The organism is Nonomuraea sp. 10N515B (assembly GCF_052245915.1).
GTDB lineage: Bacteria > Actinomycetota > Actinomycetes > Streptosporangiales > Streptosporangiaceae > Nonomuraea.
This window is the reverse complement of the sequence record NZ_JBQQBQ010000004.1, coordinates 37,003-62,939: the sequence shown is the minus strand read 5'-3', so window position 1 is coordinate 62,939 and position 25,937 is coordinate 37,003. Positions and strand designations below refer to the sequence as shown.

At 71.4% G+C, this 25,937-nt stretch carries 25 protein-coding genes; 16 read left to right on the top strand and 9 right to left on the bottom strand.

Going from position 1 to position 25,937, the window contains the following annotated elements:
• The first annotated feature begins 5 nt into the window (after window positions 1-5).
• From ACTWQA_RS06860 to kduD, 4 genes are read left to right on the top strand one after another with little or no spacing between them, the layout of a single operon-like run.
• Complete coding sequence (locus ACTWQA_RS06860; protein WP_443158415.1) at window positions 6-2,582, top strand: hypothetical protein; 2,577 nt, start codon at window positions 6-8, stop codon at window positions 2,580-2,582.
• Window positions 2,579-3,640 carry a glycoside hydrolase family 88 protein gene (locus tag ACTWQA_RS06855; protein WP_443158414.1) on the top strand — a complete coding sequence of 354 codons (1,062 nt, stop codon included), beginning with the start codon at window positions 2,579-2,581 and terminating at the stop codon, window positions 3,638-3,640. Before ACTWQA_RS06860 ends, ACTWQA_RS06855 begins: the two co-directional genes overlap by 4 nt.
• A complete protein-coding gene (gene kduI, locus ACTWQA_RS06850; RefSeq protein ID WP_443158413.1) occupies window positions 3,637-4,467 on the top strand; it encodes a 5-dehydro-4-deoxy-D-glucuronate isomerase in 831 nt (276 codons plus the stop codon). Before ACTWQA_RS06855 ends, kduI begins: the two co-directional genes overlap by 4 nt.
• Complete coding sequence (gene kduD, locus ACTWQA_RS06845) at window positions 4,464-5,219, top strand: 2-dehydro-3-deoxy-D-gluconate 5-dehydrogenase KduD (protein WP_443158412.1); 756 nt, start codon at window positions 4,464-4,466, stop codon at window positions 5,217-5,219. Before kduI ends, kduD begins: the two co-directional genes overlap by 4 nt.
• Before the next feature lie 108 nt (window positions 5,220-5,327).
• On the opposite strand, the gene ACTWQA_RS06840 is transcribed toward kduD, so the two are convergent.
• Window positions 5,328-5,807, bottom strand: coding sequence for a hypothetical protein (locus ACTWQA_RS06840; protein WP_443158411.1), 480 nt, complete (start codon window positions 5,805-5,807; stop codon window positions 5,328-5,330).
• Window positions 5,808-5,898: 91 nt separating this feature from the next.
• Between ACTWQA_RS06840 and ACTWQA_RS06835 the strand changes: the two genes are divergently transcribed.
• Genes ACTWQA_RS06835 through ACTWQA_RS06825 form a run of 3 tightly spaced genes read left to right on the top strand, consistent with a single transcriptional unit; the run spans window position 5,899 to window position 8,275 of the window.
• Window positions 5,899-6,351, top strand: coding sequence for a cupin domain-containing protein (locus ACTWQA_RS06835; RefSeq protein WP_443158410.1), 453 nt, complete (start codon window positions 5,899-5,901; stop codon window positions 6,349-6,351).
• Window positions 6,344-7,594, top strand: a complete 1,251-nt coding sequence (locus tag ACTWQA_RS06830) for a ferritin-like domain-containing protein (RefSeq protein ID WP_443158409.1) — start codon at window positions 6,344-6,346, stop codon at window positions 7,592-7,594. The genes ACTWQA_RS06835 and ACTWQA_RS06830 overlap by 8 nt, the downstream gene beginning before the upstream one ends.
• Before the next feature lie 45 nt (window positions 7,595-7,639).
• Entirely contained in the window at window positions 7,640-8,275 is a 636-nt protein-coding gene (locus tag ACTWQA_RS06825; protein ID WP_443158408.1) for a LysE family translocator, read from the top strand.
• A gap of 6 nt (window positions 8,276-8,281) precedes the next feature.
• Here the strand turns inward: ACTWQA_RS06825 and ACTWQA_RS06820 are convergent, their stop codons facing one another.
• Complete coding sequence (locus ACTWQA_RS06820) at window positions 8,282-8,908, bottom strand: class I SAM-dependent methyltransferase (protein WP_443158407.1); 627 nt, start codon at window positions 8,906-8,908, stop codon at window positions 8,282-8,284.
• A gap of 171 nt (window positions 8,909-9,079) precedes the next feature.
• Between ACTWQA_RS06820 and ACTWQA_RS06815 the strand changes: the two genes are divergently transcribed.
• The 3 genes from ACTWQA_RS06815 to ACTWQA_RS06805 all read left to right on the top strand — a co-directional run bounded on the left by ACTWQA_RS06815 (window position 9,080) and on the right by ACTWQA_RS06805 (window position 12,737).
• Entirely contained in the window at window positions 9,080-10,480 is a 1,401-nt protein-coding gene (locus ACTWQA_RS06815; RefSeq protein ID WP_443158406.1) for a PhoX family protein, read from the top strand.
• A gap of 196 nt (window positions 10,481-10,676) precedes the next feature.
• Complete coding sequence (locus tag ACTWQA_RS06810) at window positions 10,677-11,768, top strand: globin domain-containing protein (protein ID WP_443158705.1); 1,092 nt, start codon at window positions 10,677-10,679, stop codon at window positions 11,766-11,768.
• Window positions 11,769-11,771: 3 nt separating this feature from the next.
• Entirely contained in the window at window positions 11,772-12,737 is a 966-nt protein-coding gene (locus ACTWQA_RS06805) for a DivIVA domain-containing protein (protein WP_443158405.1), read from the top strand.
• Window position 12,738: 1 nt separating this feature from the next.
• Here ACTWQA_RS06805 and ACTWQA_RS06800 read toward each other — a convergent pair whose 3' ends face one another.
• Genes ACTWQA_RS06800 through ACTWQA_RS06770 form a run of 7 tightly spaced genes read right to left on the bottom strand, consistent with a single transcriptional unit; the run spans window position 12,739 to window position 19,218 of the window.
• Window positions 12,739-13,932: an ABC transporter permease gene (locus ACTWQA_RS06800; protein WP_443158404.1), complete on the bottom strand. Its 1,194-nt coding sequence runs from the start codon at window positions 13,930-13,932 to the stop codon at window positions 12,739-12,741.
• The gene (locus ACTWQA_RS06795; protein ID WP_443158403.1) at window positions 13,929-14,588 is read right to left on the bottom strand and encodes an ABC transporter ATP-binding protein; all 660 of its coding nucleotides are present in this window, start codon (window positions 14,586-14,588) and stop codon (window positions 13,929-13,931) included. The genes ACTWQA_RS06800 and ACTWQA_RS06795 overlap by 4 nt, the downstream gene beginning before the upstream one ends.
• Window positions 14,585-15,715: an efflux RND transporter periplasmic adaptor subunit gene (locus tag ACTWQA_RS06790; protein WP_443158402.1), complete on the bottom strand. Its 1,131-nt coding sequence runs from the start codon at window positions 15,713-15,715 to the stop codon at window positions 14,585-14,587. The genes ACTWQA_RS06795 and ACTWQA_RS06790 overlap by 4 nt, the downstream gene beginning before the upstream one ends.
• Window positions 15,676-16,200, bottom strand: a complete 525-nt coding sequence (locus tag ACTWQA_RS06785) for a hypothetical protein (RefSeq protein ID WP_305916019.1) — start codon at window positions 16,198-16,200, stop codon at window positions 15,676-15,678. The genes ACTWQA_RS06790 and ACTWQA_RS06785 overlap by 40 nt, the downstream gene beginning before the upstream one ends.
• Before the next feature lie 20 nt (window positions 16,201-16,220).
• Entirely contained in the window at window positions 16,221-17,009 is a 789-nt protein-coding gene (locus ACTWQA_RS06780; protein WP_443158401.1) for an ABC transporter permease, read from the bottom strand.
• Complete coding sequence (locus tag ACTWQA_RS06775; protein WP_443158400.1) at window positions 17,006-17,914, bottom strand: ATP-binding cassette domain-containing protein; 909 nt, start codon at window positions 17,912-17,914, stop codon at window positions 17,006-17,008. Before ACTWQA_RS06775 ends, ACTWQA_RS06780 begins: the two co-directional genes overlap by 4 nt.
• Window positions 17,911-19,218 (bottom strand): AAA family ATPase, encoded by a 1,308-nt coding sequence (locus ACTWQA_RS06770; RefSeq protein ID WP_443158399.1) that lies wholly within the window; start codon window positions 19,216-19,218, stop codon window positions 17,911-17,913. The genes ACTWQA_RS06775 and ACTWQA_RS06770 overlap by 4 nt, the downstream gene beginning before the upstream one ends.
• Window positions 19,219-19,502: 284 nt before the next feature.
• On the opposite strand from ACTWQA_RS06770, the gene ACTWQA_RS06765 reads away from it, so the two are divergent.
• The 6 genes from ACTWQA_RS06765 to ACTWQA_RS06740 all read left to right on the top strand — a co-directional run bounded on the left by ACTWQA_RS06765 (window position 19,503) and on the right by ACTWQA_RS06740 (window position 25,936).
• Entirely contained in the window at window positions 19,503-20,711 is a 1,209-nt protein-coding gene (locus ACTWQA_RS06765; protein ID WP_443158398.1) for an ABC transporter ATP-binding protein, read from the top strand.
• 3 nt (window positions 20,712-20,714) lie between these two features.
• The gene (locus ACTWQA_RS06760; RefSeq protein ID WP_327583822.1) at window positions 20,715-21,476 is read left to right on the top strand and encodes a hypothetical protein; all 762 of its coding nucleotides are present in this window, start codon (window positions 20,715-20,717) and stop codon (window positions 21,474-21,476) included.
• A gap of 171 nt (window positions 21,477-21,647) precedes the next feature.
• Window positions 21,648-22,979: a YcaO-like family protein gene (locus ACTWQA_RS06755; protein WP_443158397.1), complete on the top strand. Its 1,332-nt coding sequence runs from the start codon at window positions 21,648-21,650 to the stop codon at window positions 22,977-22,979.
• Between the two features lie 7 nt (window positions 22,980-22,986).
• Entirely contained in the window at window positions 22,987-23,592 is a 606-nt protein-coding gene (locus ACTWQA_RS06750) for a hypothetical protein (RefSeq protein ID WP_443158396.1), read from the top strand.
• Window positions 23,589-25,241 carry a SagB family peptide dehydrogenase gene (locus tag ACTWQA_RS06745; RefSeq protein WP_443158395.1) on the top strand — a complete coding sequence of 551 codons (1,653 nt, stop codon included), beginning with the start codon at window positions 23,589-23,591 and terminating at the stop codon, window positions 25,239-25,241. The genes ACTWQA_RS06750 and ACTWQA_RS06745 overlap by 4 nt, the downstream gene beginning before the upstream one ends.
• On the top strand, window positions 25,238-25,936 hold the full coding sequence (locus tag ACTWQA_RS06740) for a nitroreductase family protein (protein ID WP_443158394.1): 699 nt from the start codon (window positions 25,238-25,240) through the stop codon (window positions 25,934-25,936). The genes ACTWQA_RS06745 and ACTWQA_RS06740 overlap by 4 nt, the downstream gene beginning before the upstream one ends.
• The last annotated feature ends 1 nt before the right edge of the window (window position 25,937 follow it).

Below are 25,937 nucleotides of genomic sequence, written 5' to 3'. Positions count from 1 at the left end.
TTCACATGGATCGCACCGTGCACGCGCTCGACGACCGCGGCACCGTACTGGACTGGCTGGTCAGCCCGGCCTGGCGGGAACCCGCCGACGACCTCGGGAAACACCTGAGGGCTGATGGGGACCCGTGGGGAGGGCGGGGCCGGTGGGTGCTGACCAACGGCCCGGACGTGACCCCGTTCAAGCAGGAGCTGTACCGGCACCGGCCGTTGCCGCGCGACCCGGTGACCGGGCCGATCGTCGAGGGCGGCCCGATCGGGTACCCGTCGAACAATGACAGGGAGCACACGGGGGAGTGGCGCCGGACGCACACCGGCGCCGACGGGCTCGTGGACTGGAGCGCGTTCTGCTTCACGCCGGAGTACCGGGTCGCGCTCGCGGCCACCCACCTGGAGGTCGACCAGGCCGAGTGGCGCACGCTCCGGCTGGCCTCGACCGGGCCGACGTTGTTGTTCCTCAACGGCGAGCTGCTGGAGGAGTCCGACGGCTTCACCTACATGGAGCCCGCCGAGCGTGCGCGACGGGTCTGGCTGCCCTCCGGCACCTCGACGGTGGTCGTCGCCTCCTGGCAGGTCGCCTTCCGCGAGTGCAGGCAGGTGCTGCGGCTGCGGGTGGAAGGACTGCCCGTCCGCGTCGTGCTGCCCGGCGGCGGCCGGGAGGACACCGGCGCCGTCGCCGAACGGGTCCTCGACGCCGTGGGGGTGACCCGGTGGGGGACGGCCGACGGCACGGTCCCGATCGTCGGCCCGGACGGCGCCGCGCTGCGTGTCCGCTGGGCGGATCAGGAGCGTCTCGTCCGGTTGACCGGCGGGCGGGCGACCCTGCGACTTGACAAGACCGAAGGCGGCGGCGAGGTCGGGAACGCCTCCATGTTGTCGACCGGCGAGACGGTGCTGCGGGTTTCCGTCGATGGTTCGCCGGTGTTCAGGGAGTTCCCGGTCGCCGTCCTGCCCCGGGAGTACCGCTCGGCGCCGGAAGGTGATCCCGCCACCTGGCGGGCCGAGTTCCTGCGTCACGCCGCGACCATGGAAGGGACGTCGGCCGCCGAGCTGGTCCGCGTCGTCGAGGACCCGTCGTATGTCGTCTCCGGCCTGGAACGCGCCCTGTGGATGATCGACAATCGGGCCGACTGCGCCGACTTCGAGGCGGTCGGTCTGGCGCATCTCTGGCACCGGGCCCACGCGTGGGAACCCGGCCTGCGCGAGCGCGTACGGGAAGCGATGCTCGGCTTCAAGTACTGGATCGACCAGCCCGGCCTGGACGCCATGTGCTACTTCACCGAGAACCACCAGCTCGTCTGGCACACCGCGGAGCTGCTGTGGGGTACGGCGCTGAGCGACGAGACGTTCTCGGGCACCGGCTGGACCGGGGCCCAGCACGCCACGCACGGGCGTGAGATGGCGGCCGAGTGGATGCGCCGCAAGCTCGCCGGCGGGTTCAGCGAGTTCGACTCCAACGCCTATCTCGCGATCGACCTGCTCGCGCTGGTCTCCCTGGTGGAGTTCGCCGAGGACGACGAGATCAGCTCGCTGGCGGCGGGGGTGGCGGACCGGGTGCTGTTCAGCCTGGCGGCGAACTCCTGGCGCGGCATCCACGGATGCGCCCACGGCCGCTCCTATGTCTCCACGCTGCGGTCGTCGCGGCTGGAGGAGACCGCGCCGATCATGTGGCTCTGCTTCGGCACCGGCGCGCTCAACGACGCCGTCCTGCCGGCCGCGGCCATCGCCACCGCGCGCCGTTACCGCATGCCGGAGGTCATCCGCCAGGCCGCGAACGACCTGCCGGACCGGTGGCAGGGCAGGCAGAGCTACCGCGGTGAGTACCGCTTCGCCCACGACCTGCTCAGCAGGCCGTACGGGTCGGATGTGACGGTGTTCAAGACCCCGGACGTGATGCTCTCGTGCGCGAACGACTACCGGCCCGGCCTGCCCGGTCTCCAGGAACACATCTGGGGCGCCACCCTGGGGCCGGAGACCCAGGTGTTCGTGACGCACGCGCCGAACTCCTCCACCTCACCGTCGGCCCGGCCCAACGCCTGGGCCGGCAACCGGATCCTGCCCAGGGCCCGCCAGCACGAAGGCACGGTGCTGGCGCTGTACCGGATTCCGGGCGATGACGTCATGGGCTACACGCACGCGTGGTTCCCCATCGCCGAGTTCGACGAGTGGACCCAGCACGGCGTGTGGACCGTCGGACGCAAGGGCGGCGGCTACGTCGCCCTTGCCACGGAAGGCGGGGCGGAGCCCGTGACCACCGGACCCGACGCCTGGCAGGAGCTTCGGCCCCGCGGACCGGGCACGGCCTGGATCTGCACCGTCGGACGGCACGCCGACTTCGTCGCGTCCCTGACCGAGCCTCGCTTCCTCCGCGACGGCGTCGCCTTCACCACCCCGGAGGGCGACGAGCTGAACCTGACGTGGCGCGGCCCCTTCACTGTCAACGGCCGCCCGGCCGACCTGGCCGCCGACGGCACGATCGCCCCGGTTCCCCAGCTCGACAACCCCTACGCTCGCCTCGAGTTCGGCGACGAAACCCTGTCCATCGGATCGCACCTGATCGACCTGCGGAAAGGCCGGAGCACATGAGTAAGGGGCGTGGACTGGACACCAGCCAGGCGAGCCGGTCGCAGCCGCCTCGGCGCCCCGCCGACCTGGCGGACCTCACCCCAGAGGTGCTCGCCAAGACCGCCGGGCGCATCGCCGACCGAGCCGTGGCCATGGGCCTCACCCACTGGTTCTGGGGTGAGGGAGTTGTCCTGCAGGGCATGATGCGCTTGATACCCGTGCACCCGTTCGTCACCGAGTTCGTCGACGGGCATCTCCGCGACGGCATCGAGCTCGGCCACGTCAACAACCTCGCGCCCGGCGCGGTCTGTGCCGACCTGTACGGTGCCACCGGCGAACGCCGCTACGCCGACGCCTGCGAACGCATGCTGGACTGGCTGCGCCACGACGACGCCGTGACCCGCGCGCCCGGCGGCGCCATCGAGCACTGGCCCGGCGGCGTCTGGGCCGACACGGTCTACATGGGCGGCACGTTCCTCATCCACCATGGAATGCACACCGGCCGGCCCGAGCTGATCGAGGAAGCGGGCGAGCAGATCCTCGCCCACGCCGAGATCCTCCAGCACCCCGAAACCGGGCTGTACGCGCACGGCTCCCACGAGGGCCGCACGATCTGGAACTTCTGGGGCCGCGCCAACGCGTGGACCGCGCTGGCGTCGGTCGAATACCTGGAGGCCGGGGGAGCCCTGTCCCAGCCGGTACGCGAGGTGCTGCGCCGCCAGCTGCTCGCGCTGGCCGACCTCCAGCCCGCGTACGGGATCTGGGACGTGCTGGTCGACGGGCAGCCGGAGAACCGCGGCATCCTCGAAACCTCCGCCGCCGCCGGCCTCGCCGCAGCCATGTTCCGCGCGGCCGCCCTCGGCATCGAGCCGGAACGCCTTCGCGCGTGCGCATGGCGCGCGCTCGCCGGCGTGCACGCCTACGTCGCCGACGACGGCACGCTCACCCGCACCAGCGCCGGCACGGTCCTGCAGCTGATCCCGTTCGGCTACTCCGTCATCCGCGACGACCTGATCCAGCCCTGGGGCCAAGGCCTGGCCCTGCAGGCGTACGCGGCAGCACTTCGGGAGACGACATGAACGTCATGAACGTCAGGCATGCCACCGACCCGGACCAGATTCCGGGTTTCGACACCGACGCGCTACGCTCGCGCTTCCTCGTCGAGGAGCTTTTCGGCAGCGCCATCAGCATGGTCTACAGCCACGAGGACCGCATCGTCGTCGGCGGCGTACGCCCGTCGGGTGCGCCCGTGACGCTGGAGACCGCCGACCCGCTGCGTGCCGACCACTTCCTCGCCCGTCGCGAGCTCGGCGTCGTCAACGTCGGCACCGATCCGGGCACCGTCACCGTCGACGGGACTGACCACAAGCTGGGGGCCAAAGAGGTCCTCTACGTCGGCAGAGGCAGCCGCGACGTCTCCTACGCCGGCGAGGGCGGAGCCGCCTTCTATCTCGTCTCCACCCCGGCGCACGCCACGCACCCCACGCGTAAGGGCACTCTGGCCGACGCTACCCCGATCCGCCTGGGCGAGCAGCGCAGCTCCAACGAGCGCACCATCTACAAGTTCATCCACGCCGACGGCATCCAGAGCTGCCAGCTCGTCCTCGGCATCACCGAACTCGCCGCCGGCAGCATGTGGAACACCATGCCCGCGCACGTCCATGACCGGCGCACCGAGGTCTACCTCTACTTCGGTCTCGAGCCGAGCGATCGGGTCGTGCACCTGATGGGCCGCCCCGACCAGACCCGCAACCTCATCGTCGCCGACCGGCAGGCCGTCATCTCGCCGCCGTGGTCCATCCACTGCGGCTTCGGCACCGGCAACTACGCGTTCGTCTGGGCCATGGGCGGGGAGAACATCGACTACGCCGACGTCGAGCCGTACCCGATCGCGGAGCTGCGATGAACCCGCTGTTCGACCTGACCGGCCGGACGGCGCTCGTCACCGGCGCGCGCACCGGCATCGGACAGGCGATCGCGATCGGCCTCGCCGAGGCGGGAGCCGACCTGGTGCTCCACGGTCACCGCGACGACCTCGACGAGACCCAGCAGGCGGTCGAGGCTCATGGCCGCTCGGCCCGGCGGTGGATTCGCGACCTCTCCCACGGTCCTGGGCTCGCCGACGACGTCGAGGGCCTGCTCGCCGAGACCCGCGTGGACATCCTGGTCAACAATGCGGGGATCATCCGCCGCTCTCCCGCCGTGAGCATGGGCGACGAGGACTGGGACGCGGTGATGACCGTCAACCTCGACGCCGTGTTCACGATCACGCGGGCCGCGGGCAGGCAGATGCTGGCCCGCCGCAGCGGCAAGATCATCTCAATCGCGTCGCTGCTGTCGTTCCAAGGCGGCGTCAACGTCGCCGCGTACACGGCCAGCAAGCACGCGGTCGTGGGCATGACCCGCGCCCTGGCCAACGAATGGGCGGGCGACGGTGTCCAGGTCAACGCCATCGCCCCCGGCTACATCGCCACCGGCAACACGACCGCGCTGCGCGCCGACCCGGTGCGGGAGCCGCAGATCCGCGGCCGGATCCCGGCCGGCCGGTGGGGCACGCCCGCCGATCTGGCCGGCGCGGCCGTCTTCCTGGCCGCACCCGCGTCCGACTACGTGTGCGGCCACGTGCTCGCTGTCGACGGCGGCTGGCTCTCCCGCTGACACCTGCGGCGGCCGGCTCGCCCGCTGACACCTGCCGCCGCCGGGTCAGCGCTCCGCCCGAACGGCCGGACGCCAGGTGGCCGCGTGCTCGCGTGCGTACGACCCCGGCTAGCGTGCCGGGTGACCGGTGACGCGTTCGACCGTGTCGGTTACCACGGCGTTACGGCCGTCCCGGATGAGCTGGAACAAGCCCTGCCGCCACATGACCGAACGTTCGTCGAGGCCCGCCGCCCGCATCCCGGCCACGTGCTCGTCCGCGTCGAGGGCGGTGTACTGCAGGTCCCGGCCGGCGGCCTCGCCCAGGCCCCGCGTGACCTGCGCGTACGTGAGCGCCTCCGGGCCGGTGAGGACGTGGATCCGGTCCGCGTGGCCGTCTTCGGTGAGCGCGGCGGCCGCCGCCTCCGCGACGTCGCGGGTGTCGACGAAGCCCACCGCCGCGTCGGCCGCCGGCAGCGTCAGCACCCCCAGCACCGACAGCAGCACCACCCGCCGCGCGTGCGGTGCCGCCGCCAGCAGGTCGCCGACCAGAGCAGGCCGGTCCGGATACATGTACGGGCTGACCACGTACAACGCGTCGACGTCCCGCAACGCCTCCTGCCACGTGGGGTGCCTTCTCCCTTCGTCTTTCCGACGCGCTCGGCGCGATGCGGACCGGCCGCACCCGCTCGGCCCCGGCGACGTGGTCTTCCTCTGCGAGGGCAGCGCGCACGCCCTGGCCGATGCCCCGGACACCCCGCTGACGGACTTCGCCCCCGAACGGCCGCACCCCCTGATGCGCGAGCTGCCCCGGCTCGTGCGCCTGCCTGCGCACGACGAGCTCGGCCGCCTCGTCGACCTGCTCGCCGCCGAGCTCGCCAAACCCCGCCCCGGCGGCGACGGGATCGTGTCGTCCCTGGGGCATCCTTGGACCGTGGCGGAGCTGGCGGCACGCAGCGGCCTGTCCCGATCGGTGTTCGCGCAGCGCTTCACCACGCCGATCGGGGAGCCGCCGATGGCGTACCTGACCTGGTGGCGCGTGACCAGCGCGGGCCTGTTGTCCGCGAGCCCGGCGCCTATCGCCGCCTCACTCCGTCAGCTGTGGCGTAACGGTGACGGGTGCGGGTTCGTATGTAACCCTGTCATTCATGTCTGAGCCTCCGATCGTCATCGAGCACCGCGAGCACGTGTGGTACCTGCTCGCCCAGGCCTCCCAGCTCGAACACATGATCATGTGCCAGTACCTGTTCGCCGAGTTCAGCCTCAAGACCGAGGGGCTCACCGGCGAGCAGCAGGCCGCGGTCGACCGCTGGCGCCAGGAACTGCACGGCATCGCCGTACAGGAGATGCTCCACCTCGCCCTGGTCGCCAATCTGATGTCGGCCATCGGCGCCGCGCCCACGTTCGGCCGGCCCAATTTCCCGCAGTCCTGCGGCCCCTTTCCGCCGTCGATCCAGATGCGGCTGCTGTCCTTCGGCGAGGCGGCCCTGACGCACTTCCTCTTCCTCGAAAGGCCCGAGGGCATGCAGCGGGAGGACGCCGCCGGTTTCATCTCCTGCGACCCGCCGGCCGAGCCCGTCGTGTCCGGCGAGATCTTCCCTCGGGCGCAGGAGTTCGCCACGGTCGGCCATCTCTACCGCGGCATCAGAGACGGCTTGACCGCACTGGTCGCCCGGGTCGGCGAGGCACAGGTGTTCTGCGGCTCGCCCAAGGCGCAAGCCACGCCGGAGCTGTTCCACTGGCCCGAGATGGTGGCGGTGACCGACCTGAAGTCGGCGTGCGCCGCCCTCGACGAGATCATCGAGCAGGGTGAGGGCGCCCAGGGGGACTGGCAGGAGGCGCACTACGGCCGCTTCCTGAAGATCTGGGAGGAATACACCACGCTGCGGGCCGCCGATCCGGACTTCGAGCCTGCCCATCCCGCGCTCGGCGCGTTCACCCGCCAGCCCTTCGACGTGCAGGCGCCGCAGCCGTTGATCGGCGATCCCGGCACGCTGGCGCTGGCCGAGCTGTGCAACCTCGCGTACGAGGCCATCCTGTGGTTGCTCACGCGCTTCTTCACCCACACCGACGAGAGCGAGGAAGAGCTCGACGCGCTGGTGAACGCGGCGATCACGATGATGGCGGGTGTGCTGCGGCCGCTCGGCACCGAGCTCACCCGGCGGCCCGTCGGCCCCGCCCATCCGGGACGCACCGCGGGGCCGGCCTTCGAGATGTACTACCTGATGGACAACGTGGTCCCCTGGCGCGAGGCCGCCTGGACGGTGCTGGCCGAGCGGCTGCAGGAGATCGCCGGCAGATGCGCCGCGCACGCGGCCGGCGAACCGGTGATCGCCGCGTGCGCGCAACGGGCCGCGGCGGTGGCCGACTCGATCGAGGCCGCTCGCCGCGCAACCTGATCGGCTCCTACCCGTCAGCCTGGGGGAATCTGCGACGATGCCCTCATGCCTATCGACGCGCAGCTGCTTGTGCTGTTCACCATGACCACAATCGTCGCCATGATCACTCCGGGGCCGGACATGCTGTTCGTGCTGGGCTGCGGGATGCGCGGCGGCGCGCGGGCCGGCCTGCTCGCCACCGCCGGGGTGGCCACGAGCGAGGCGGTTCACGTCGCCGTGGCGGCGGTCGGGCTCGCGGCGCTCTTCGAGGCGGTCCCGGTGGCCTTCACCGTGGTACGCATTGTCGGAGCCGCGTACTTGATCTACCTCGGCGTGCAGATGTTGCGGAACCGCAAGGGGGTCGACAGCGAAATCACCGTGGAGGGCAAGGGGGCGCTGTCGGGCCGCCGAGCGTTCACCAGCGGCGTGCTGACCAACCTGCTCAACCCGAAGATGGTCACCTTCACGATCGCCTTCCTCCCGCAGTTCATCAACCCGGAGCTGGGCCAGGTCTGGCTGCAGTTCGCGATCCTCGGCACCATCCTCATCGCGCTGGAGTTCGTGGTCGACGGCACGGTGGGCGTGCTGGCGGGGCGGATCGGCGGCTGGCTCCGCCGCCGGCAGGCCGCCCGCCGCAAGGTCGACATCGCCACCGGAGGCATCTTCATCGGGCTGGGGGTACGGCTGGCCGTCGAGCGCTGACCCCGGTCACGCCGGTTTGCGGGCGGCCAGGCGTTCGACGATGCCCAGCTTGAAACGGTCGTGACGCTCGATGGTGAGTCCGTGGCCGGGAAGCAGGTCGATGGGGCGGCGCAGGAAGTGTTCGCCGCCCATGGGGACGGTCACCACTTCGAGCAGGCGTTGCACCAGACGGACGGGCCAGGGTGACGCGGCGACGTGATCGGCGAGCAGGAGCAGCCCGCCGGGCCGGAGCACGCGTGCCATCTCACTGATCGCCTGCCGGTCGTCGGGGATCCCGCAGAGGGAGAACGTGCACACCACGGTGTCGAAGGTGTCATCAGGCAAATCGAGCGCCTGGGCGTCCCCTTCGCGCAGGTCGGGATGCAGGCCGAGGCCGGCCGCCCGGCGCCGGGCGATGTCCAGCATGGCCGGGCTCCACTCGATGCCGGTCAGCCGGACGCCTTCGGGATAGAACGGGAGGTTCAGGCCCGTGCCGATGGCGACCTCGAGCGTGTCGCCCCTGGCCTGCCCGCAGATCCACGAGCGGGTGTCGCCGAAGAACCTGCGGTCGAAGAACGCCATCTGCCGGTCGTAGGAGGGGGCATGTTTGTCCCAGTATCGGCGCAGACGTTCCTCGCGAGCCTTGGACCTCATCGTCGACTCCTCCCCATGCGTTCTTACCACGCGCCGGGCCCGTCCGAGCTTCCCAGGTCGCGTTAAGGCGCGGGACATTCCCGTTTCGCCGTGCCGACATCGGGAGGCAGGAGGGTGACTCGCGAGGTGTCCACACCAGCGGCACCGACGTAATGAGCAAGGAGCACGACGATGACCGACTTCGACCGGCGGGGATTCCTGCGGACCGGACTGCTCGGTGTGATGGCGGGCGGGCCGCTGGCGGCGCTGTCCGCGCGCACCGCGGACGCCTCCACCATGGTGAAGCGGGCCTTCAGCCCCGACTATGGGCCGCTGTCCCTGGTCAAGGACCACACCACCGGCCTCGAGCTGCTCAAGCTGCCCCGCGGGTTCGAGTACGTGACCTACGGCTGGACCGGCGACCGGATGACCGACGGCCGTCCCACGCCCGGCGCGCACGACGGCATGGCCGCGTTCAAGCCCAGCGACGCGCTCAAGGACAGGACAGCGGCGGGTGGCGCCGGCGGCGCGGGCAAGGGCCACTGGACGGTTCTCGTACGCAACCACGAGCTGAGCGGCTACGCCGGCGCCTTCGTCGAGCCGGCGTACAACCCGGCCGCCCGCGGCGGGACCACGTCGCTGATCTTCGACACGCGCAAGGGCGAGTTCGTCGAGAGCTGGGCCAGCCTGGGCGGCACCATCCGCAACTGCGCCGGCGGGCCGACCCCGTGGGGCAGCTGGCTGTCGTGCGAGGAGACCACGGAGATCAACGGCGACTACCGGCACGGCTACATCTTCGAGGTGCCGCATGACAAGGTCAGCGACGCCAAGCCGTACAAGGAGATGGGCCGCTTCTCGCACGAGGCGGTGGCCGTGGACCCGGAGACCGGCTGGGTGTACGAGACCGAGGACGCCACCCCCAGCGGCTTCTACCGCTTCCGGCCGAAGGTCAAGGGCGACCTGGCGCAGGGCGGCGTGCTGGAGATGATGACGATCGGCGCCTCGGCGTACACCACCTACCAGGACGGGACCGGCGTCAGCTACCCCGAGATCGGCTGGGTCGTCATCGACAACCCCGACCCCGGCGCGAACGAGACCAGCGTCGTGCAGCAGGGCATCGCCAAGGGCGGCGCCTCGTTCCGTCGGCTCGAGGGCGCCTGGTACCACGACGGCAAGATCTACATCGTCAGCACCAGCGGCGGCCCCGCCGGGCAGGGCCAGGTGTTCGAGTACGACCTCGCCGGCAACACCATGCGGGTGCTGTTCGCCTCGCCGAACGCGGCCGTGCTGAACAACCCCGACAACATCTGCGTCAGCCCGCGCGGCGGCATCGTGTTGTGCGAGGACGGGTCCGGCGTGGAGTACCTGCACGGGCTCACCACGGAGGGGGAGATCTTCCCCTTCGCGGAGAACGCGGTCGTCATCCCGGCCGGTGGCGTGCCGGGCAAGTCCGTGGCGCCCGGCACCTACACCGGTTCGGAGTGGTGCGGGTCGGTGTTCGACAGCCAGGACGGCGGGTGGTTGTTCGCCAACATCCAGTCGCCCGGCATCACCTTCGCCATCACCGGCCCGTGGGAGAACGGCTCCCTGTAGGACCCCCTGTGCCGGTCGTGTCCGCGGCGAGCCCCGCTCGCCGCGGCACGGCCGGCATCGCTATTTCTGGGCGACCTGGAGCCCTGACTGTGGACATTTCAGACGGGCCTGGTTAGGGTAATCCAATAGCGCTGTTGTTCGCTCGACCGGGGGGCTCGTTTTGGGCTTTCGGCGAATCAAAGACAACTTCGAGCTGGTGGCGAAATACGGGGACGCAGTACCGCTGTATTTATTCTCCGATCTGTTTCTTCGTGCTCCCGAGCTTCGGCAACTGTTCCCGCTCACGATGTCGAACCAGCGGGCGAGGCTCATGACCGCGCTCGGCCATGCCGTGGAGCACGCCGGAGACCTCCCCGAGATCACCCCCTATCTGCACCGGCTCGGCCGCAGCCACCGGAAGTACGGCGCAGAGCCCGAGCACTACGCGCACTGGAGCGTCAGCTTCGTGGCCGCCATGCGGCGCTTCTCGGGACCCATGTGGGACGCGGAGCTGGAAAGGGAATGGCAGGCGTTCCTCGGCGAGATCACCCAGGGCATGATCGAGGGCGCCGGGCAGGACGCGGCGACCCGCCCGCCCTTCTGGACCGCGGAGGTCGTCAGCCACGAACGGCGCGCCGTCGACATCGCGGTGCTGCGTCTCATGCTCGACCGGCCCTATCCCTACGTTCCCGGTCAGTCCGCGCCGGTCGAAATGGCCCGCTGGCCGAATACCTGGCGCTATTACTCGATGGCGAATCTGCCGCGCCAGGACAACACCATCGACCTTCACGTGAAAGCCGGTGGCGCGGTCAGCCGGGCGCTCGTCACCGAGATTCAGGAAGGCGACACGATAAAGGTCGGCGCACCCGTCGGCACGCTCACCCTGAATCCGGTCACCGGCCGCAATCTGCTGCTCATCGCGGGTGGCACCGGCCTCGCGCCGATAAAAGCCATTCTGGAGCACGTGACGCGACTGCCCGTGCCGCCGTGGGTGAGCCTCTTCTACGGCGCGCGCGAGCCGGAGGGGCTCTACGACCTGGCCGTGCTGCGGTCCTGGGCGGCCAGGCACTCCTGGCTCACCGTCACCCCCGCGCTGTCCGACGTGTGCGACGCCGACATGGCGCCGTCGGGCACGGTCGGCGAGGTTGTCGGCCGCTACGGACGGTGGGAAGGGTACGAGGCGTACGTGTGCGGACCGCCCGCCATGGTCGACGACGTGGTGGGCATCCTGCGCGGGAACGGCTTCACCGATAACCGAATCCATCTCGAGCACTTCGCGAGCGCGGCGGACCCGCTACAGAGGTTTTAGATCATGACGAATCAGCCCTCAGTGGAGCAGTTTCATGCCCAGTTCTCCGGCCAGGGCGGGGATGACGACGACCTCCTGCCGTGGCAGGACCCCGGCGAGGCAGGAGAGCCCAACGGCGAGCCGCGGGAGACACCGGGCAGGCAACCCGGCGGCTGGTGGCAGGAGCCGGGCGGACCTCCCGAGACCGGCGGGTCGTGGGAAGAGCCGCAGTGGGACGAGCCCCGTCCGGCCGGCCCGGCGGCGGAGGACACACGCTCTGCCGATTGGCTCACTCCCGCCCGGCTGCGGTCGGTCACCTTCCGCAGGGCGCCGTTCGGCAAGCGCGGGCTGGACGAACAGCAGGTCAACGGCTTCCTCGACCGGATCGAGGAAGAGCTGACGCTCCTGCTGCAGGAGAAGAACGCGCTGGCCGCCGAGGTCGGACGGCTGCGCGAGTTCATCGCGGGCACCCAGGCTCCTACGCCGACGGGCACCCAGGCTCCTACGCAGATCAGCGGCACCGGGTCCGCTCCCGAGCCGATCCGCGGCAGGAAGCCCACTCCCGAACTGGTCAGGAGCGACAACGGTCATGCGCCCGCGCAGGCCGAGCCGGCCGGGGTCTCCGACGCGCCCGCGCAGGCCGTGGTGAGCCGGGTGCACGAGGCGCACGTCTACGCCGCGAGCATCCTGTCCCAGGCCCAGCAGGCGGCCGACCAGTACATGCAGGAAGCGCGGCAGTACAGCCGCGAGCTGATCGAGGACGCGCGCAGGCGCAGGACGGAGCTGCTGGCCAAGGCGGTCGCGAGCGGCGAGGGAGGCGAGGCGTGGGAGCAGGAGGCGACCCAGCTGCGCGCTGCCGCCCGGCACTACCGCGGCGCCCTGCGCGACCACTTCCAGCAACTCCTGGCCAACCTCGACGAGTGGGAGCAGGCCGACGACACCGACCCGCGGGAGACTCCGCTGGACGAGGCCCCAGGCCGGCCGGACTGAGTCATTGGGTCGAGAGCGCGACCGTGGGGGGTACGCGGGAGGCTCTGATCGCCGGATAGAGCCCCGCCAGCGCGCCGGTCGCCACCGTCGTGCCCGCCGCCCCGCCCAGCGCCCACATCGGCACCACCGCGGGCAGTGCGTTGGCCGCGGCGTAGACCAGCGTGGCCAGTGTTCCGGCGAGCACTCCGGCCGCCCCGCCCAACACCGCCAGGATCAGCGCCTCGACCAGGAACTGCGCCCGCACTTGACCCCTGGTCGCGCCGAGCGACCTGCGCAGGCCGATCTCCTTGCGCCGCTCCAGCACCGCCACCACCATGGTGTTGGCCACCCCGACCGCGCCCACGAACAGCGCCACCGCGCCCAGCCCGAGCATGAGACCGGTGAACGCCCCGGCCGCCGCCGCCTTCGCCTTGAGCGCGTCCGACGGCCTGCTCACCTTGACCGCGTCCGGCCGCTCCGGGTTGACCGTGCGGGCCAGCGCCTCCCGCACGCTTTCCACCGACTCGTCGGCCGAGCGCTCGTAGACGGTGGTGGGATGGCCGTCGAAGTCCAGATACTCCTTGGCCGCGGGGAAGCCCACCAGCGCCGAGCGTTCGATCTCCTCGGCCAGCGGCATCCTGTCCAGGATCCCGGCGACGCTGAACCACCGGTTGCCGATCCAGACCCGGGCGTCGGGCGCGGTGAGGCCGAGCCGTTCCGCCGCGACCGCGCCCAGCACCACGACCGGGTGCCGTTCGGTGGCCGGATTGAGCCAGGCGCCCGCGCGTACCCGGCCGTCCAGCGTGTCGAGCAGATCGAGGCTGGTGGCACGCACGGTGATGCCGAGCGAGACCGACGTGGGAATGAGGTCGTTGCGGCGCACGGTCGCCTCGGTCTCGCCGGTCTGGCTCGACTTCCGCACCCCGTCGATCCTGCGTACGGCGGAGGCGGCCGTTGTCGGCAGATCGACCGGCTCGTCGTCGAAGAGGTTGTCCCCGCGCTCGACCCGCAGCAGGTTCGTGCCGAGCGCGTCGAGCTGGCGCAGCAGCCGCTCCTGGCTGGAGGCCGAGATCCCGACGACCGTCACCATGGTGGCGATGCCTACCGCGATGCCCAGCGCCGCGAGCAGGGCGCGCAACGGCCTGGCGCGCAGCCCGGACACCCCCAGCCTGGCCATGTCGGCGGGGCGCAGCCGGACCGGCTGGAGCCTGGTCATGACGGGGTGATCCGGCCGTCGCGGACCCAGACCCGGCGCGGGCAGGCCGCCGCCACGTCCACGTCGTGTGTGATCAGCACGATGGTGACGCCGGCCGCGTTCAGCGCGCGGAAGACCGACAGCACCTCGGCGCTCGCCTCGGTGTCCAGGTTGCCGGTCGGCTCGTCGGCCAGCAGCAGCGGTGGCTGACCCGCGACGGCCCTGGCCACGGCCACCCGCTGCATCTGCCCGCCGGACAGCTGATGCGGCCGGTGCTCGAGCCGGTCGGCCAGCCTCACGCGCTGCAGCGCGGTTCTCGCCCGCTCACGCCTGCGCCGCCGCGGCAGGCCGGAGTAGAGCAGCCCGTCGGCGACGTTGTCCAGCGCCGAGAGTTCCGGGGCCAGGTGGAACTGCTGGAAGACGAAACCGATGTAGCGGGCGCGCAGCGCCGACAGCTCGTTGTCCGACAGCGCGTTGACGTCGTGTCCGGCCACCCGCACCGTGCCCGAGGTGGGCCGGTCCAGCGTGCCCGCGATCTGCAGCAGCGTCGACTTGCCCGATCCCGACGGGCCGACGATGGCCACCATCTCGCCCGCGTGGACGGTCAGATCCACCTCGCGCAGCGCGCGCACGTTGCCGTAACTCTTGCTCACCCGGCGGATCTCCAGGACCCTCATCGGCCCGGCACCGCGACCTTCATACCCGCGGCGAGCCCGGCGCCGCGTACCTCCACGCGGCCGTCGCCGAACACCCCAGTCGTCACCGGCACCCGCGTGAGGCTCCCGCCCTGGCCCACCACCTCCACGCCGTAGCCGCTGGGCAGCGCGAGCAGCGCCTCGACCGGCACGCTCAGGACGTTCTCCGCGCGCAGCCGCCGGAGCTCGACCGTCACGGGGGCCTCGTCCAGCACGCCCGCGTTCTTGGCCGGGACCTCGATCTCCACCTCGATCACGGCCCGGCCCTCGTCGTTCCCCGATTGTTTGACGAGCTTGGCCACTTTGGCCACCTTCGAGACCGATCCCTTGACGCTCTTGCCCTCGGCCAGCTTGACCGCGACCTTCTCACCGACCTTGGCCAGATCCTGGTCGTCGGCGTCGAGCTCGACGCGGACGAGCCGGTCCGTCGAGGTCACGCGCAGGACCGGCCGCTGCGGTGCCACCCGGTCGCCGACCTCCACGTCCGTCTCACCGATCCGGGCGGGTCCCCGCAGGAAGACGATCTCCTGCGCGCCCGTTCTGCCGGTTCGCTCCAGCCCATTGTGCTTCTGCCATCTCCGTACGGCACGCGCCGTCGCCTCGGTGAAGCGGGTGTCCACCGTGACGCCTTTGGCGAAGCCGAGCTCCTTCAGGTTCCGCTCGAGCTGCCTGACGTCAGGGCCCTTCTTGACCCCTTCGGCCAGCGTCCGGTACGCGGGCAGGTCGCCGTACAGGAGAATCAGCGGCTTGCGGTCGACGCGGTAGAGCGGCTCGCCGCGCTCGACCACCTTGCCCTCCGTGGGGAGGCTCGTCACCGTGCCCGCCGTGCCCGCCTTGATGGTCCGGCCCGTGCCGTAGGTGAGCTTGCCGTCCACGGTCTCCTTGTCCACGAGGTCGCCCTTGACGATCTCCCCTGTGGCCGTGACGGGTGGCCGGCTGGGCGGGGCGGCCGCCGTGGCGCGCGGGCCGTCGTCGAAGAGCGCCGCCGCGGCGAACACCCCGCCCGCCGTCACCGCCGCGCCGGCGGCGACCGTCGCCACGGCCACGAACACGCCCTTGACCGGCCCGTTCACTGGGAGCCGCCGAAGCTCGGCATGTGCTGCCGGCACGCGGCCATGGCCTTCTGGAAAGCCGGAGCGTTGGGGTCGAGGCTCCAGTTCTGCTGCGGCGGGTCCGGCATGTCGATGCCCTGGTCGCGCATGCACCGGGCGAACTTGACGAGCTGGTCGCGTACCTTCGGGTCGTCGTAGGGGTTGGGGATCTGCTTGGCGTACTCCTCGCACGCCTTGATCGCCTTCTGCAGGGTGGCCTGGTCACCGGTGTACCGCCAGGTCCTCGCCTCAGCAGAGTCGAAGTCCGGCATGTCGATCCCGTTCTTTCGTACGCACTGGGTGAACTGGGCCTGCGCGTCGGCCGGGCTGAGCGTGGCACCCTGCTTCGGCTTGGCCACCGCGCTGGACGCCGCCGCCGGTGTGGCCGCGGCCCCCGGCGACTTGCCCGCGATCGCGATCGCGATCGGATGCCTGGCGTCGCGCTCGGCACAGCCGAGTGTCAGCGTCGCGGCCCCCGCCACGACGCACAGCAGCTTGCGCATGTCCCTCGTACCCCCAGTCGTCACGTGCTCGGTTCCAGCCGCCCGCTCCAGTCGAAGGCCCGCCGGGTGCCCGCGTTCACCACCAGCGCCGCGACGGTCAGCGCCGCGACCGCCGGCCACGTGGCCGACGGTTTCCCCAGGTAGGCGGCGTCGAAGACGAAGTCGGCCAGTTGCGCCAGCGGGTTCACCGTGGTGATCTCGTACAGCCACGGCGCGACCTGCCGCCACCCCTCGCGCGGCACCCCCATGCCGCTGGTGACGAACAGCACCACGAAGATCATCGGTGCCGCCACCCGGGCGGCCGACTGCGGCATCCGCAGCCCGCCCAGCAGCAGCCCGACGCTGAAGGCGCAGTAGCACACCACGACCAGCGTCCCCGCGAACGACAGCGGGCGCCATCCCGCCGGAGCCCCGTAGATCGCCGACATCACCGCCGCGAACACCGCGACCGACACCACCACCAGGCCGCCCGCCACGATCACCTGCGCCGCGAAGTACGAGCCGTCGCGCATCGGCGTACGGCGCAGCCATCGTGCCATCCCACAGGCCCGCGCCCGCGCCACGTGCAGCGTGACCACCACGATCCCCGCGAAGACCGCCACGGTCACCGCCAGCTCGGCCACCATGCGGTCCACCACCCGCACCCCCGGCATGGCGCCGAACTCCATCCCGGGGAACGACGAGCCGATGAACAGCATCACCAGCAGCCATACGGCGAACGGCAAGGCCACCGCCGTGAGCAACGCCCACGGCGTCCTGGCCAGCACCGCCGCCTCGCCGCGCACCAGCGCCCACAACGACCGCCTCATGAGCTCACCCCCAGCTCGCGCGGACCCACCAGGCGGCCGGTGAGCGCAGGCGGGCCCGCGGACACCGGCTCGGCGGACAGCACCAGATAGGCATCGCGCAGGGAGGTCCGCCTGATCGGCCCCGACGCGCCAGGGAGGTCCCTGCCCGCCCGCTCGAGCGCCTCGCGCCCGCCGTACAGGTAGGTCGAGGCGGCGCAGCGGAGCACGCGCACGTCGGGCGGCTCGCCCACCGGCACGTGCGGCGGCACGCGCAGCGCCCAGTCGGCGCCGAGCAGCCGCACCAGCCGCTGAGGCTCCGCCTGCGCCAGCACGGTGCCGCGGCGCAGCAGCACGACCCGGTCGGCCAGCCGTTCGGCCTGGGCCAGGTCGTCCATGGTGAGGCAGGCCGAGCCGTACCCGGTCCGCATCTCGTCGATCACGCGCTCCACCCGCCGGCCGCCGCCGTCGCGCAGGCCGGCGGTCGGCTCGTCCAGCACCACCAGCTCGGGGTTGCCCGCCAGGGCCAGTGCGAGCTGGGCGCGCCGCCGCTCGCTGTCTGTAAGCGAGGCGAACCGCCTGGTCAGCAGCGGGCCCAAGGCGAGCAGCTCGATAAGGTGGGAAGACAGCCCGCGCGTGCCGTACAGGCCGGCGAACAGCGCGATCACCTTGCCCACCTTCGCCCTGCCCGGCGGGCAGTCGTCCTGCAGGACCGCGGCCAGGCCGTCACGGCGGCCGGTGTACTCGATCTGGCCGGCATCCGGCTCACGCTCGCCTGCCAGGCATTCCACGAGCGTCGTCTTCCCACTGCCCGCGGGGCCGACCACGCAGACCACCTCTCCGGGCCGTACCGTGAACGACACCCCGTCCAGTGCCTTGACGCCGGCGCGCGTCGCCTCCAGCGCTTCGACCCGCAGCAGAGCGCTCATGTCCGATCCCGCTTGGAGAACCCGTCCGCGATGACGGAGGCCAGCTCCAAGTAGGTGTCCCTGGTGGCCGGCCGCAGCAGATCCAGGTCCACCTCGTAGCCCTCCTCCAGGTGCGGGTCGAACGGCACGCCGACCACCGCCCGGCAGCGCTTGGCGAAGTGCTGCTTCAGCTCCTCGACGTCCACCGAGCTCTTGCGCGTCTTCTTGACCGCCGACAGCACCACCACGGCCTCGGCGGCCAGCGGCCGGTGACCGTGGGCCTGCAGCCAGTCGAGCGTCGCGGAGGCCGACCGCGCGCCGTCCACCGTGACGGGGCTGACCAGCACGATCTGGTCGGCCATGGTGAGGATCGCGCTCATCGCCGAATGCAGCATGCCGGTGCCGCAGTCGGTGATCGCTATGGAGTAGAACTGGTCGAGCAGCTCGGCGACGGCCGCGTAGTCCTCCGCGTCGAACGCCTCCGAGATCGCCGGGTCCCGGTCGGAGGCCAGCACCTCCAGGCGCGACGGCGCCTGCGACGTGTACGAGCGGACGTCGGCGTAGCGCTTGATGCCCGCCCGGTCGTTGAGCAGGTGCCTGACCGTCGAAGGGGACTCCAGCCTGAGCTTGTCCGACAGAGTGCCCCTGTCGGGGTTGGCGTCCACGGCGATGACCCGGTCGCCGCGCTGGGCGGCCAGCGTGGAGCCGAGCGCGATGGTCGTGGTCGTCTTGCCGACTCCGCCCTTCAGGCTCATCACCGCCACCCTGTAGTGGCCCTTGGCCACCGGCCGCCTGATGCGCTCGATCAGCTCCTGGCGATGGCGTTCCTGCTTGGAGGGCCGTGGGTGGATGAGGCCGCCGCTGATCGTGTACACCAGCCGCCGCCAGCCGCCGGTCGGCGGGCGCCTGCGGTTGCGCAGCAGCCGGTCGGGCCGCAGGCTCTCCGAGGTGGTCTCGTCGGGCTCCGGCGGGCCGCCCCAGACGGGCGCGTCCTGCGCCGGGCCGGCCGGTGTCCGCGGGCTCGGCTCCGCGGGTGTCCAGGCGTGCGGCTCTGGTTCCGATGGGGTGGGTGTCCAGGCGTGCGCCTCCGGGTCCGATGCGACTGGCGGCCAGGCGGACGCCTCTGGCTCCGATGCGGCAGGCGTAAAGGCGTGTGGCTGGGGCGGGAAGGGTGTGCCGTTTCCCGACGGCGGGCGGGGCCGCTGGTCGGACTGCGGGGAGGTGGGAGCGGCCGAGAGGTCGTCGGGCGGGCGGTTGGGTGGAGGGAAGCGGAGTGCCCGTTCACGGTCGGGATCGAGCGCCCCGGACGACGCTTTGCGCTTCACCCACTGCGTCGTCGCGCTGGGATCGAAGCCATTTTCATGGGCAGCGGATTCACGCATCACGTCATCAGGTTCGCCGTGCATGCTTCCCCGTTCGCGCTCTCAGTCGTGCAGCGGCTGGCGGCCTGAGTTCCCCCCAGAATGCTTATCAGCGTAGCAAGCCACAATGGCGAACTAAAGACCAATATTTCGCCGAATATGTAGACAGACTAGTGCCGGAGTAAGCCCATAAGGGTGACATAAAGGACTCGGGCCACGACCGCATCATAGGTCGCCTCCCCTACCAGATGGAACCCCCCAGCTTCCAGGGTTGCCCGCAATCGGACCGATCGATCGGTGTTCATGCAGCTCATGGCCTCTGCAAGAGGATCTTTGCGGCCGAGCTGGAGCCCCAATGGCCGTCGGATCGGCGATTGACAGGCGAATTCACTGGTGTTTGCATGTTTTCTCAAGCGAGAGATCGGGGGAAAGTTCTCTCTTGGGCCGCCAACTTCACATGTCCTCACAAATCACTATCTACGACACAAAACGGACATATCTCTCACGGGGTGTGCGACTCGGAAGTGGTGGTTGCGCTGAGCATGAAGCCGATGCTGCAGGCAAAGAACTTAACGAAGCGATATGGCCCTGTCCTCGCGGTAAGCAACGCGAGCTTCGCCATTAGATCGGGGGCGATAACCGGATTCCTCGGGCCGAACGGCGCGGGTAAATCCACCACTATGCGGCTGTTTCTGGGGCTCGATCACCCCACTTCCGGAGCCGCGCTCATCGACGGCAAGCCGATCGGCGAATGGCCGGTCCCTGCCCGCAAGATCGGCGCGGCGCTGGACACCGAGTGCGCGCACCCGGCCCGTCGCGCCATCGACAGCGTCAGGTGGGCGGCCAAACTGGCCGGGGTTCCCGCCGGCCAGGCCGAGGCGCTCCTGGACCGCGTCGGCCTGACGAAGGTGGCCGGCCAGCGTGCCGGGCGGTTCTCCCTCGGCATGCGGCAGCGCTTGGCGCTGGCCATAGCCCTCATCGGCAACCCCGAGATCGTCATGCTCGACGAGCCTATGAACGGCCTCGACCCCGAGGGCATCACCTGGATGAAGGAGTTGCTGCGTACGTTCAGAGACCAGGGCAGGACGGTCTTCGTCTCCAGCCACCTGCTGGCCGAGCTGGAAGACCTGGTCGACGACCTCGTCGTGATCGCGCAGAGCAAGATCATCGGTAGTGGCTCGGCCGCCGCGTTCATCGAGCGCTTCCAGGCCCAGACGATCCGGGTGATGACCGACAAGCCGCAGGCACTCGGCGCGGCCGTGATACAGGCGGGCGGTCAGGTGCTCGACACCGACGGCCAGCGGCTGCAGGTCACCGGCCTGGCCGCGGAGCAGCTCGGCGAGCTGGCCAGGGACGCGGGCGTCGCGGTCTTCGGCCTCGCCGAGGAGCGCAGCCTGCAGACCGCGTTCGCCAAGGCCACGGTCGAACGGAGCGAGATCCAAGGGGAGGTGGGATAGCTCATGAGCTTCGCCGACATCGTGTCCGCAGAAGTGATCAAGATTCGTACCATTCCCGCCTATCTCGTCGCGGCGGTCGTGGCCATGCTGCTCACCGGCGCGGGCGCGCTGGTCATCGCCGGCTCCATCGACGCCCAGGGGAACATCCCGCTGATCGCCCGCGGCGACATGGGCTCCACTGCGGGTGGTTCGGTCAACGCCATCGCGATCCCGTCGGACGTGCTGCTGTACGTGACGATGGTCATCGGCGTCCTGATCGCCACCGCCGATCTGCGCAACGGGACCCTGCGCGTGGCCTCCGTGATGGTGCCGTGGCGGGGGCGGCTGCTCGCGGCCAAGTTCACCGCCGCCGCGGCGGCCGGTCTGGTCGTGGCACTGGCCGGGCTGGTCGTGGGCTACCTCGGCGGTCTCATCGGCGCTGCGGGGCCCTTCGCGCCGGTGTCCGGCGGCGGCTTCGTGGTCCTGCTCGCGATTCTGCTCGCGATCCCGCTGGCCACCGTGCTCGGTGTGGCGGTGGGGCTGCTGTTCAAGAGCACGGCCGCGGCGGTGGCGACCCTGCTGATCTGGGCGCTCGGCTTCGAGCAGGTCCTGCTGTTCGTGCTGCCCAGCTCGGTGTCGGCATACCTGCCGTTCAAGACCGTGGGCGCCAACGCCTCCATCATCGGCGTGCTCGGGCCGCTCCCGGGGCTCGCCGTCTTCGCGGCGATGGTGGCGGTCGTGGTGGCCGCCGCCTGTGTGGTGCACTCCCGCAGAGACCTGGCCTGACATCCGCGTACGAGCCGCTCTGGTCCGCCGGGCCGGGGCGGCTCTTCATGTCCCGGCTTCACCTGCGGAAACGCGAGGAAGCGAGGAGGAAGTGCACAAAGGTGAGACTTGGGACAAGCGCGGGCGCCCCTCGGGGGAACGGCCCCTCGCACACTACGGGGAGGTTCAATCATGAAGGCCGACGTCGTCCCGGCGTCGCTACGCGAGATGAGCAAGCTCGTCTCGCCCTACGGCCTGGTGTCGCGGTTGACCTGGTTACCCGGCGCTGAAGGCGAGCCCGATTTCCCGATCTACACAGGCGCGCTCGGCAACCCGGGCGCCGCGCTCAGCGTGCAGGCCGGATGGGAGCACGACCCATCGTCGGGCAACTTCGATGGGGCGGGGGGAGCCCTCGACCGGGAGACCGCCGCCCACCTGGCGATCGCGGAGTCCCTGGAGCGGTATTCCTCCTGCGCGTGGAACCCCGACAGGCTCGTCTGGGCGACGGCGGAAGAACTGGGTGAGGACGCCATCCCGCCGGCGCGGTGGCCGGCCTGCTCGGCGGCCGAACTCGCCGATCCGCGCTGCGGCCTCGTGCCCAGCGACCCCCGCGTCCCACTCCGGTGGGTCCTCGGGTGGTCCTTCACCCGAGGCCGCCCGGTCTACGTGCCCGCCGTCCAGGTTTACCTGAAGTTCCCGCCGGAGTCCGCGGCCGAGCGGTACACGCACAACGTCTCGACCGGCTGCGCCGCGCACGCCGACCCGCTGTCGGCCGTCACCAACGGCCTGCTGGAGGTCGTCGAGCGCGACTCCATCAGCCTGACCTGGCTGCAGCGGCTGCGGCTGCCCCGGCTGGAGCTCGACCCTGACGAACTCGCGCCCGAGCACCGGGCCTACGTCGACCGCGGCGCTTCGGAGAACATCCGCACGCTGCTGTTCGACGCCACCACCGACCTCGGTGTGCCGGTCGTCTACGGGGTGCAACTCGCCGACCACGACCGGGACCTCGCCCAGGTCGTGATCGCCACCTGCGACGTGGACCCGGGCCGGGCCGTCGCCAAGCTGTTCCGCGAGGCCGCGTCGCTGCGCATCGCGCTGCGGGCGATGAGCCCGAGAAGGCGCGCGACCCAGCCGGGCGAGGTCCTCGGCGTGGTCGCCGGCGCGCTGGAGTCCGGCCCCCTCGATCGGCGGCACCGTTTCGACTTCCTGCTGGAAGGCCCGCGGCCGGTGCGGACGCTGTCCGACCTGCCCCGCCCGGGCCCGGGGGAGCAGCCGCTGGCGTGGCTGCTCGACCGCTTGCACCGGGCCGGATGCGAGGTCGTCGCCGTGGACCTCACCACGGACGAGGCCAGGCAGGTCGGCGCGAGCGTCGTACGTGTCCTGGTGCCCGAGCTGATGCCGCTGTCCTTCGCCCATCGGGCACGCTACCTCGCTCATCCCCGGCTCTACGCCGCTCCGGCGGCGATGGGACATCCGGTGCTCGGCGAGGCCGACGTCAACCCGCTGCCCCAGCCGTTCGCGTGAGGTGCCTGTGAGCTACTCCTTGCTGATCCTCGCCGCGGGATCGTTCGGCCACGCCGTGGCCGGGCGGCTCCGCCGTACCTGCCCCGCCGGCGTCCGGACAGCCGTGCAGGCCGCCGACGAAGGCACGCATCCCAGCCTGTGGCCGTACGCCGATCTCATCGTGCTGGCCACCGCGCACGAACGGCCGCGCCTGGCCGAGGCGGTGGACCGGGCGGCCCACGCCTGGCGGGTGCCCTGGTTCCCGGTCACGATGACCGCGACCGAGGTGCGCTGCGGGCCGGTCGTCGTGCCGGGCCGCACCGCCTGCCACTCCTGCTACGTCAAGCGCCGCGCCCAGCACGGGCGGCCGCCGGGCCCCGGGGAGCGCCCCGTCACCGGCTACCCGGAGCACCACGTAGGCATCGCCGCCGGGTTCGCCCGCCAGGCGATCGACGAGGCGCGCGGCGGCCCCGCGCCCGGCTCCATCGGCGCGACGGTACGCACGTTCGGCCAGGTCGACGGGGTGACCGCGAGCGCCGGCGTCGTCGCGGTGGACCGTTGCCCGCGCTGCCGCAAGGCCGACAGGGACGCGGCGGCGGAGCTGCGCCGCATGTTCGAAAGGGTGCGGGCATGACCGGCGAGTCCATGATCACCGCAGCGGCCATGGGCGCGGCGGCCCGGTTCGACCCGCAGATCCGCGTCCCGCTCAGGCCGAGGATGCGCCGCGGGCTGGCCATCGACTATGAGGCCGATCAGGTGGTGGTGACCGGAGGGCCGAAGCGGCAGCTGCTGCGCGGCAGGTCCGCCACCGAGCTGCTGCCGGGCCTGCTCGCGCTGCTCGACGGCGTCCGCGGCCACGCCGAGCTGGCCGGTGAGCTGGGGATACCGGAGGAATCGGTCTTCCAGACGCTGTCGCTGCTGTGGACGTGCGGGGTCATCGAGGAAGCGCCGCCCGAGGGGCCGGCGCCGCAGGTCAGCCCCGACCTCGCGGACTTCCTGTCCCGGCTGGGCGACTGCACGGGCGCGAACCCCGCCTGGGAGGAGGCGGCGGCCAGGCTCGCCGCGGCTCGCGTCGAGGTCTTCGGCACCGGACGGGCCGCCGCCGCGCTGGCCGAGGAGCTCATGCCCGCGCTACGCGTCAGCCTGGCCGCGGGTGCTGTGCCGGACGCCGCGACCACCCTCGCGGTGTGGGTGGACGACGGCGGCGAAGGGCCCGCGCGGGACTGCTGGGAGCGGGGGCTGCCGTTGCTGCGGCTGCGCGTGCACGGCCGTACAGCGGTGCTCGGCCCGCTGGTCGACCCGCGCGTGACCGCCTGCATGACCTGCCGCGTGGCCGAAGAGGAACCGGACGGCAGGCAGGCCGCGAACGGCGACGCCGAGCTGGCGGCCGGCCTGCTGGCCAGGGACCTGTTCGCGTACGTCTCGCGCGCCGTCACCGGGCCGCTGCCGATGCGCTGGCGCTCGGTGGACCTGGAGACGCTGGCCCAGCGTGACCTGTCGGCCGCGACCAGGCCAGGATGCCCGGACTGCTCGGCCCAGCCGCGGGAGCACGGCACGCCGCTCGCCCGCGCTCCGCTGGCCGCCCGCTACGAGGCCGCGATCGCGTTCCCGCCGAAGGAGCACGCGGACCTCAAAGCCCACCAGATGCACTACAAGCCCTCCAACATGGCGCTGCAGCGCATCGCGCGCACCTGGCCCTCGGCCCGGCCCGTCGACCTGCCGCCGCCCGACTTCGAGCTGCTGGCCCGGCCCGCGTCGGCCAAGCTGGACGCCGAGCGGCTCTCGCTCCTGCTGGCCGTGACGGCCGGCGTCAAGGCCGACAGCAAGGAGCGGCTGTTCCGGTGGACGGCCAGCGGGGGCAATATCGGATCGGTCGTCGCCTATGTCGCAGTCCGCGACGTCCCGGGAATCGAGCCCGGCCTGTACGGCTACGTCGCGCCCGAGCATCGCCTCGCCTGGCTGTCGGCCACAACCCTGCCTGCTGACAACATGCCCGCCGACCAGGTGCCGTCCGACCAGGTTCCGGCCGGTGACAGCCCCGCAAGCCTGGTGCTGACCGGTGACTTCAGCAAGGTCGCGCGCAAGTACGCGGCCTTCGCGCTCCGCATCGTGCTGCTGGACAGCGGCTGCGCGCAGGCCGCCGGCCGGCTCACCGCGCGGGCCCTGGGCGTCGGCTTCCGCCTGCGCGGGCGGTGGGACGACACCGCCGTCGCGGCGCTGCTCGGGATCGACCCGGACGTGCAGCCGATCACCGCCGTGGCGGATCTGGGGGAGAGCCGATGACCAACGCGCACGCGCTCGCCACCGAGCTCATCCAGGCATTCCGCGTCCCGCCGGACGGCATGGGGGCCGTCGCCCCGGCTCCGGTGGGACCGGCGCGGATCGGGCCGGGCGTACGGGCCGGGGGACACGCGGGCAGCCGCGCCGACCTGCTCGACACCCTGGTACGGCGGCGCTCCCAGCGCTTCTTCGCCCCGGAACCGATCCCCGCCGAGCTGCTTGCGGACGTGATCGTCAGCGGGATCAGGGACGACGCCGGCGCCTGGCCCGGCGAGCAACCGCTGCAGACCGACGTGGTCGCCTTCGACGTAGCGGGTGTCGAGCCGGCCATGTTCCGCTTCGACGCCGGGCGGCGTGTCTTCTCACCGGTCGCGCCGCTGCCGCCTCCGGACGAGCTGGAGAACCTGACGCTGCAGACGGAGTTCTGCCACGCCCCGGCCATCGTCTCGATCGCCGTGGACCTGACCGAGGCCGACCGGGCGCACGGCGCCCACGGCTACCGCCTCGTGCTCGGGCGCGCCGGCGCCGCCGCCTACACGATGTGGCTCGAGGCGATCGCCCTCGGCCTGGCCGGCACGGTGTTCGCCGGCTTCATCCCCGCCGCGGTCCGTCGGCCGCTGCGCGCCGACGGCACCAGCCGTCACCACGTCTTCGCCCTGGCAGTCGGGCGAGAACTCCGCGACCAGAGAAGGGAGTGAA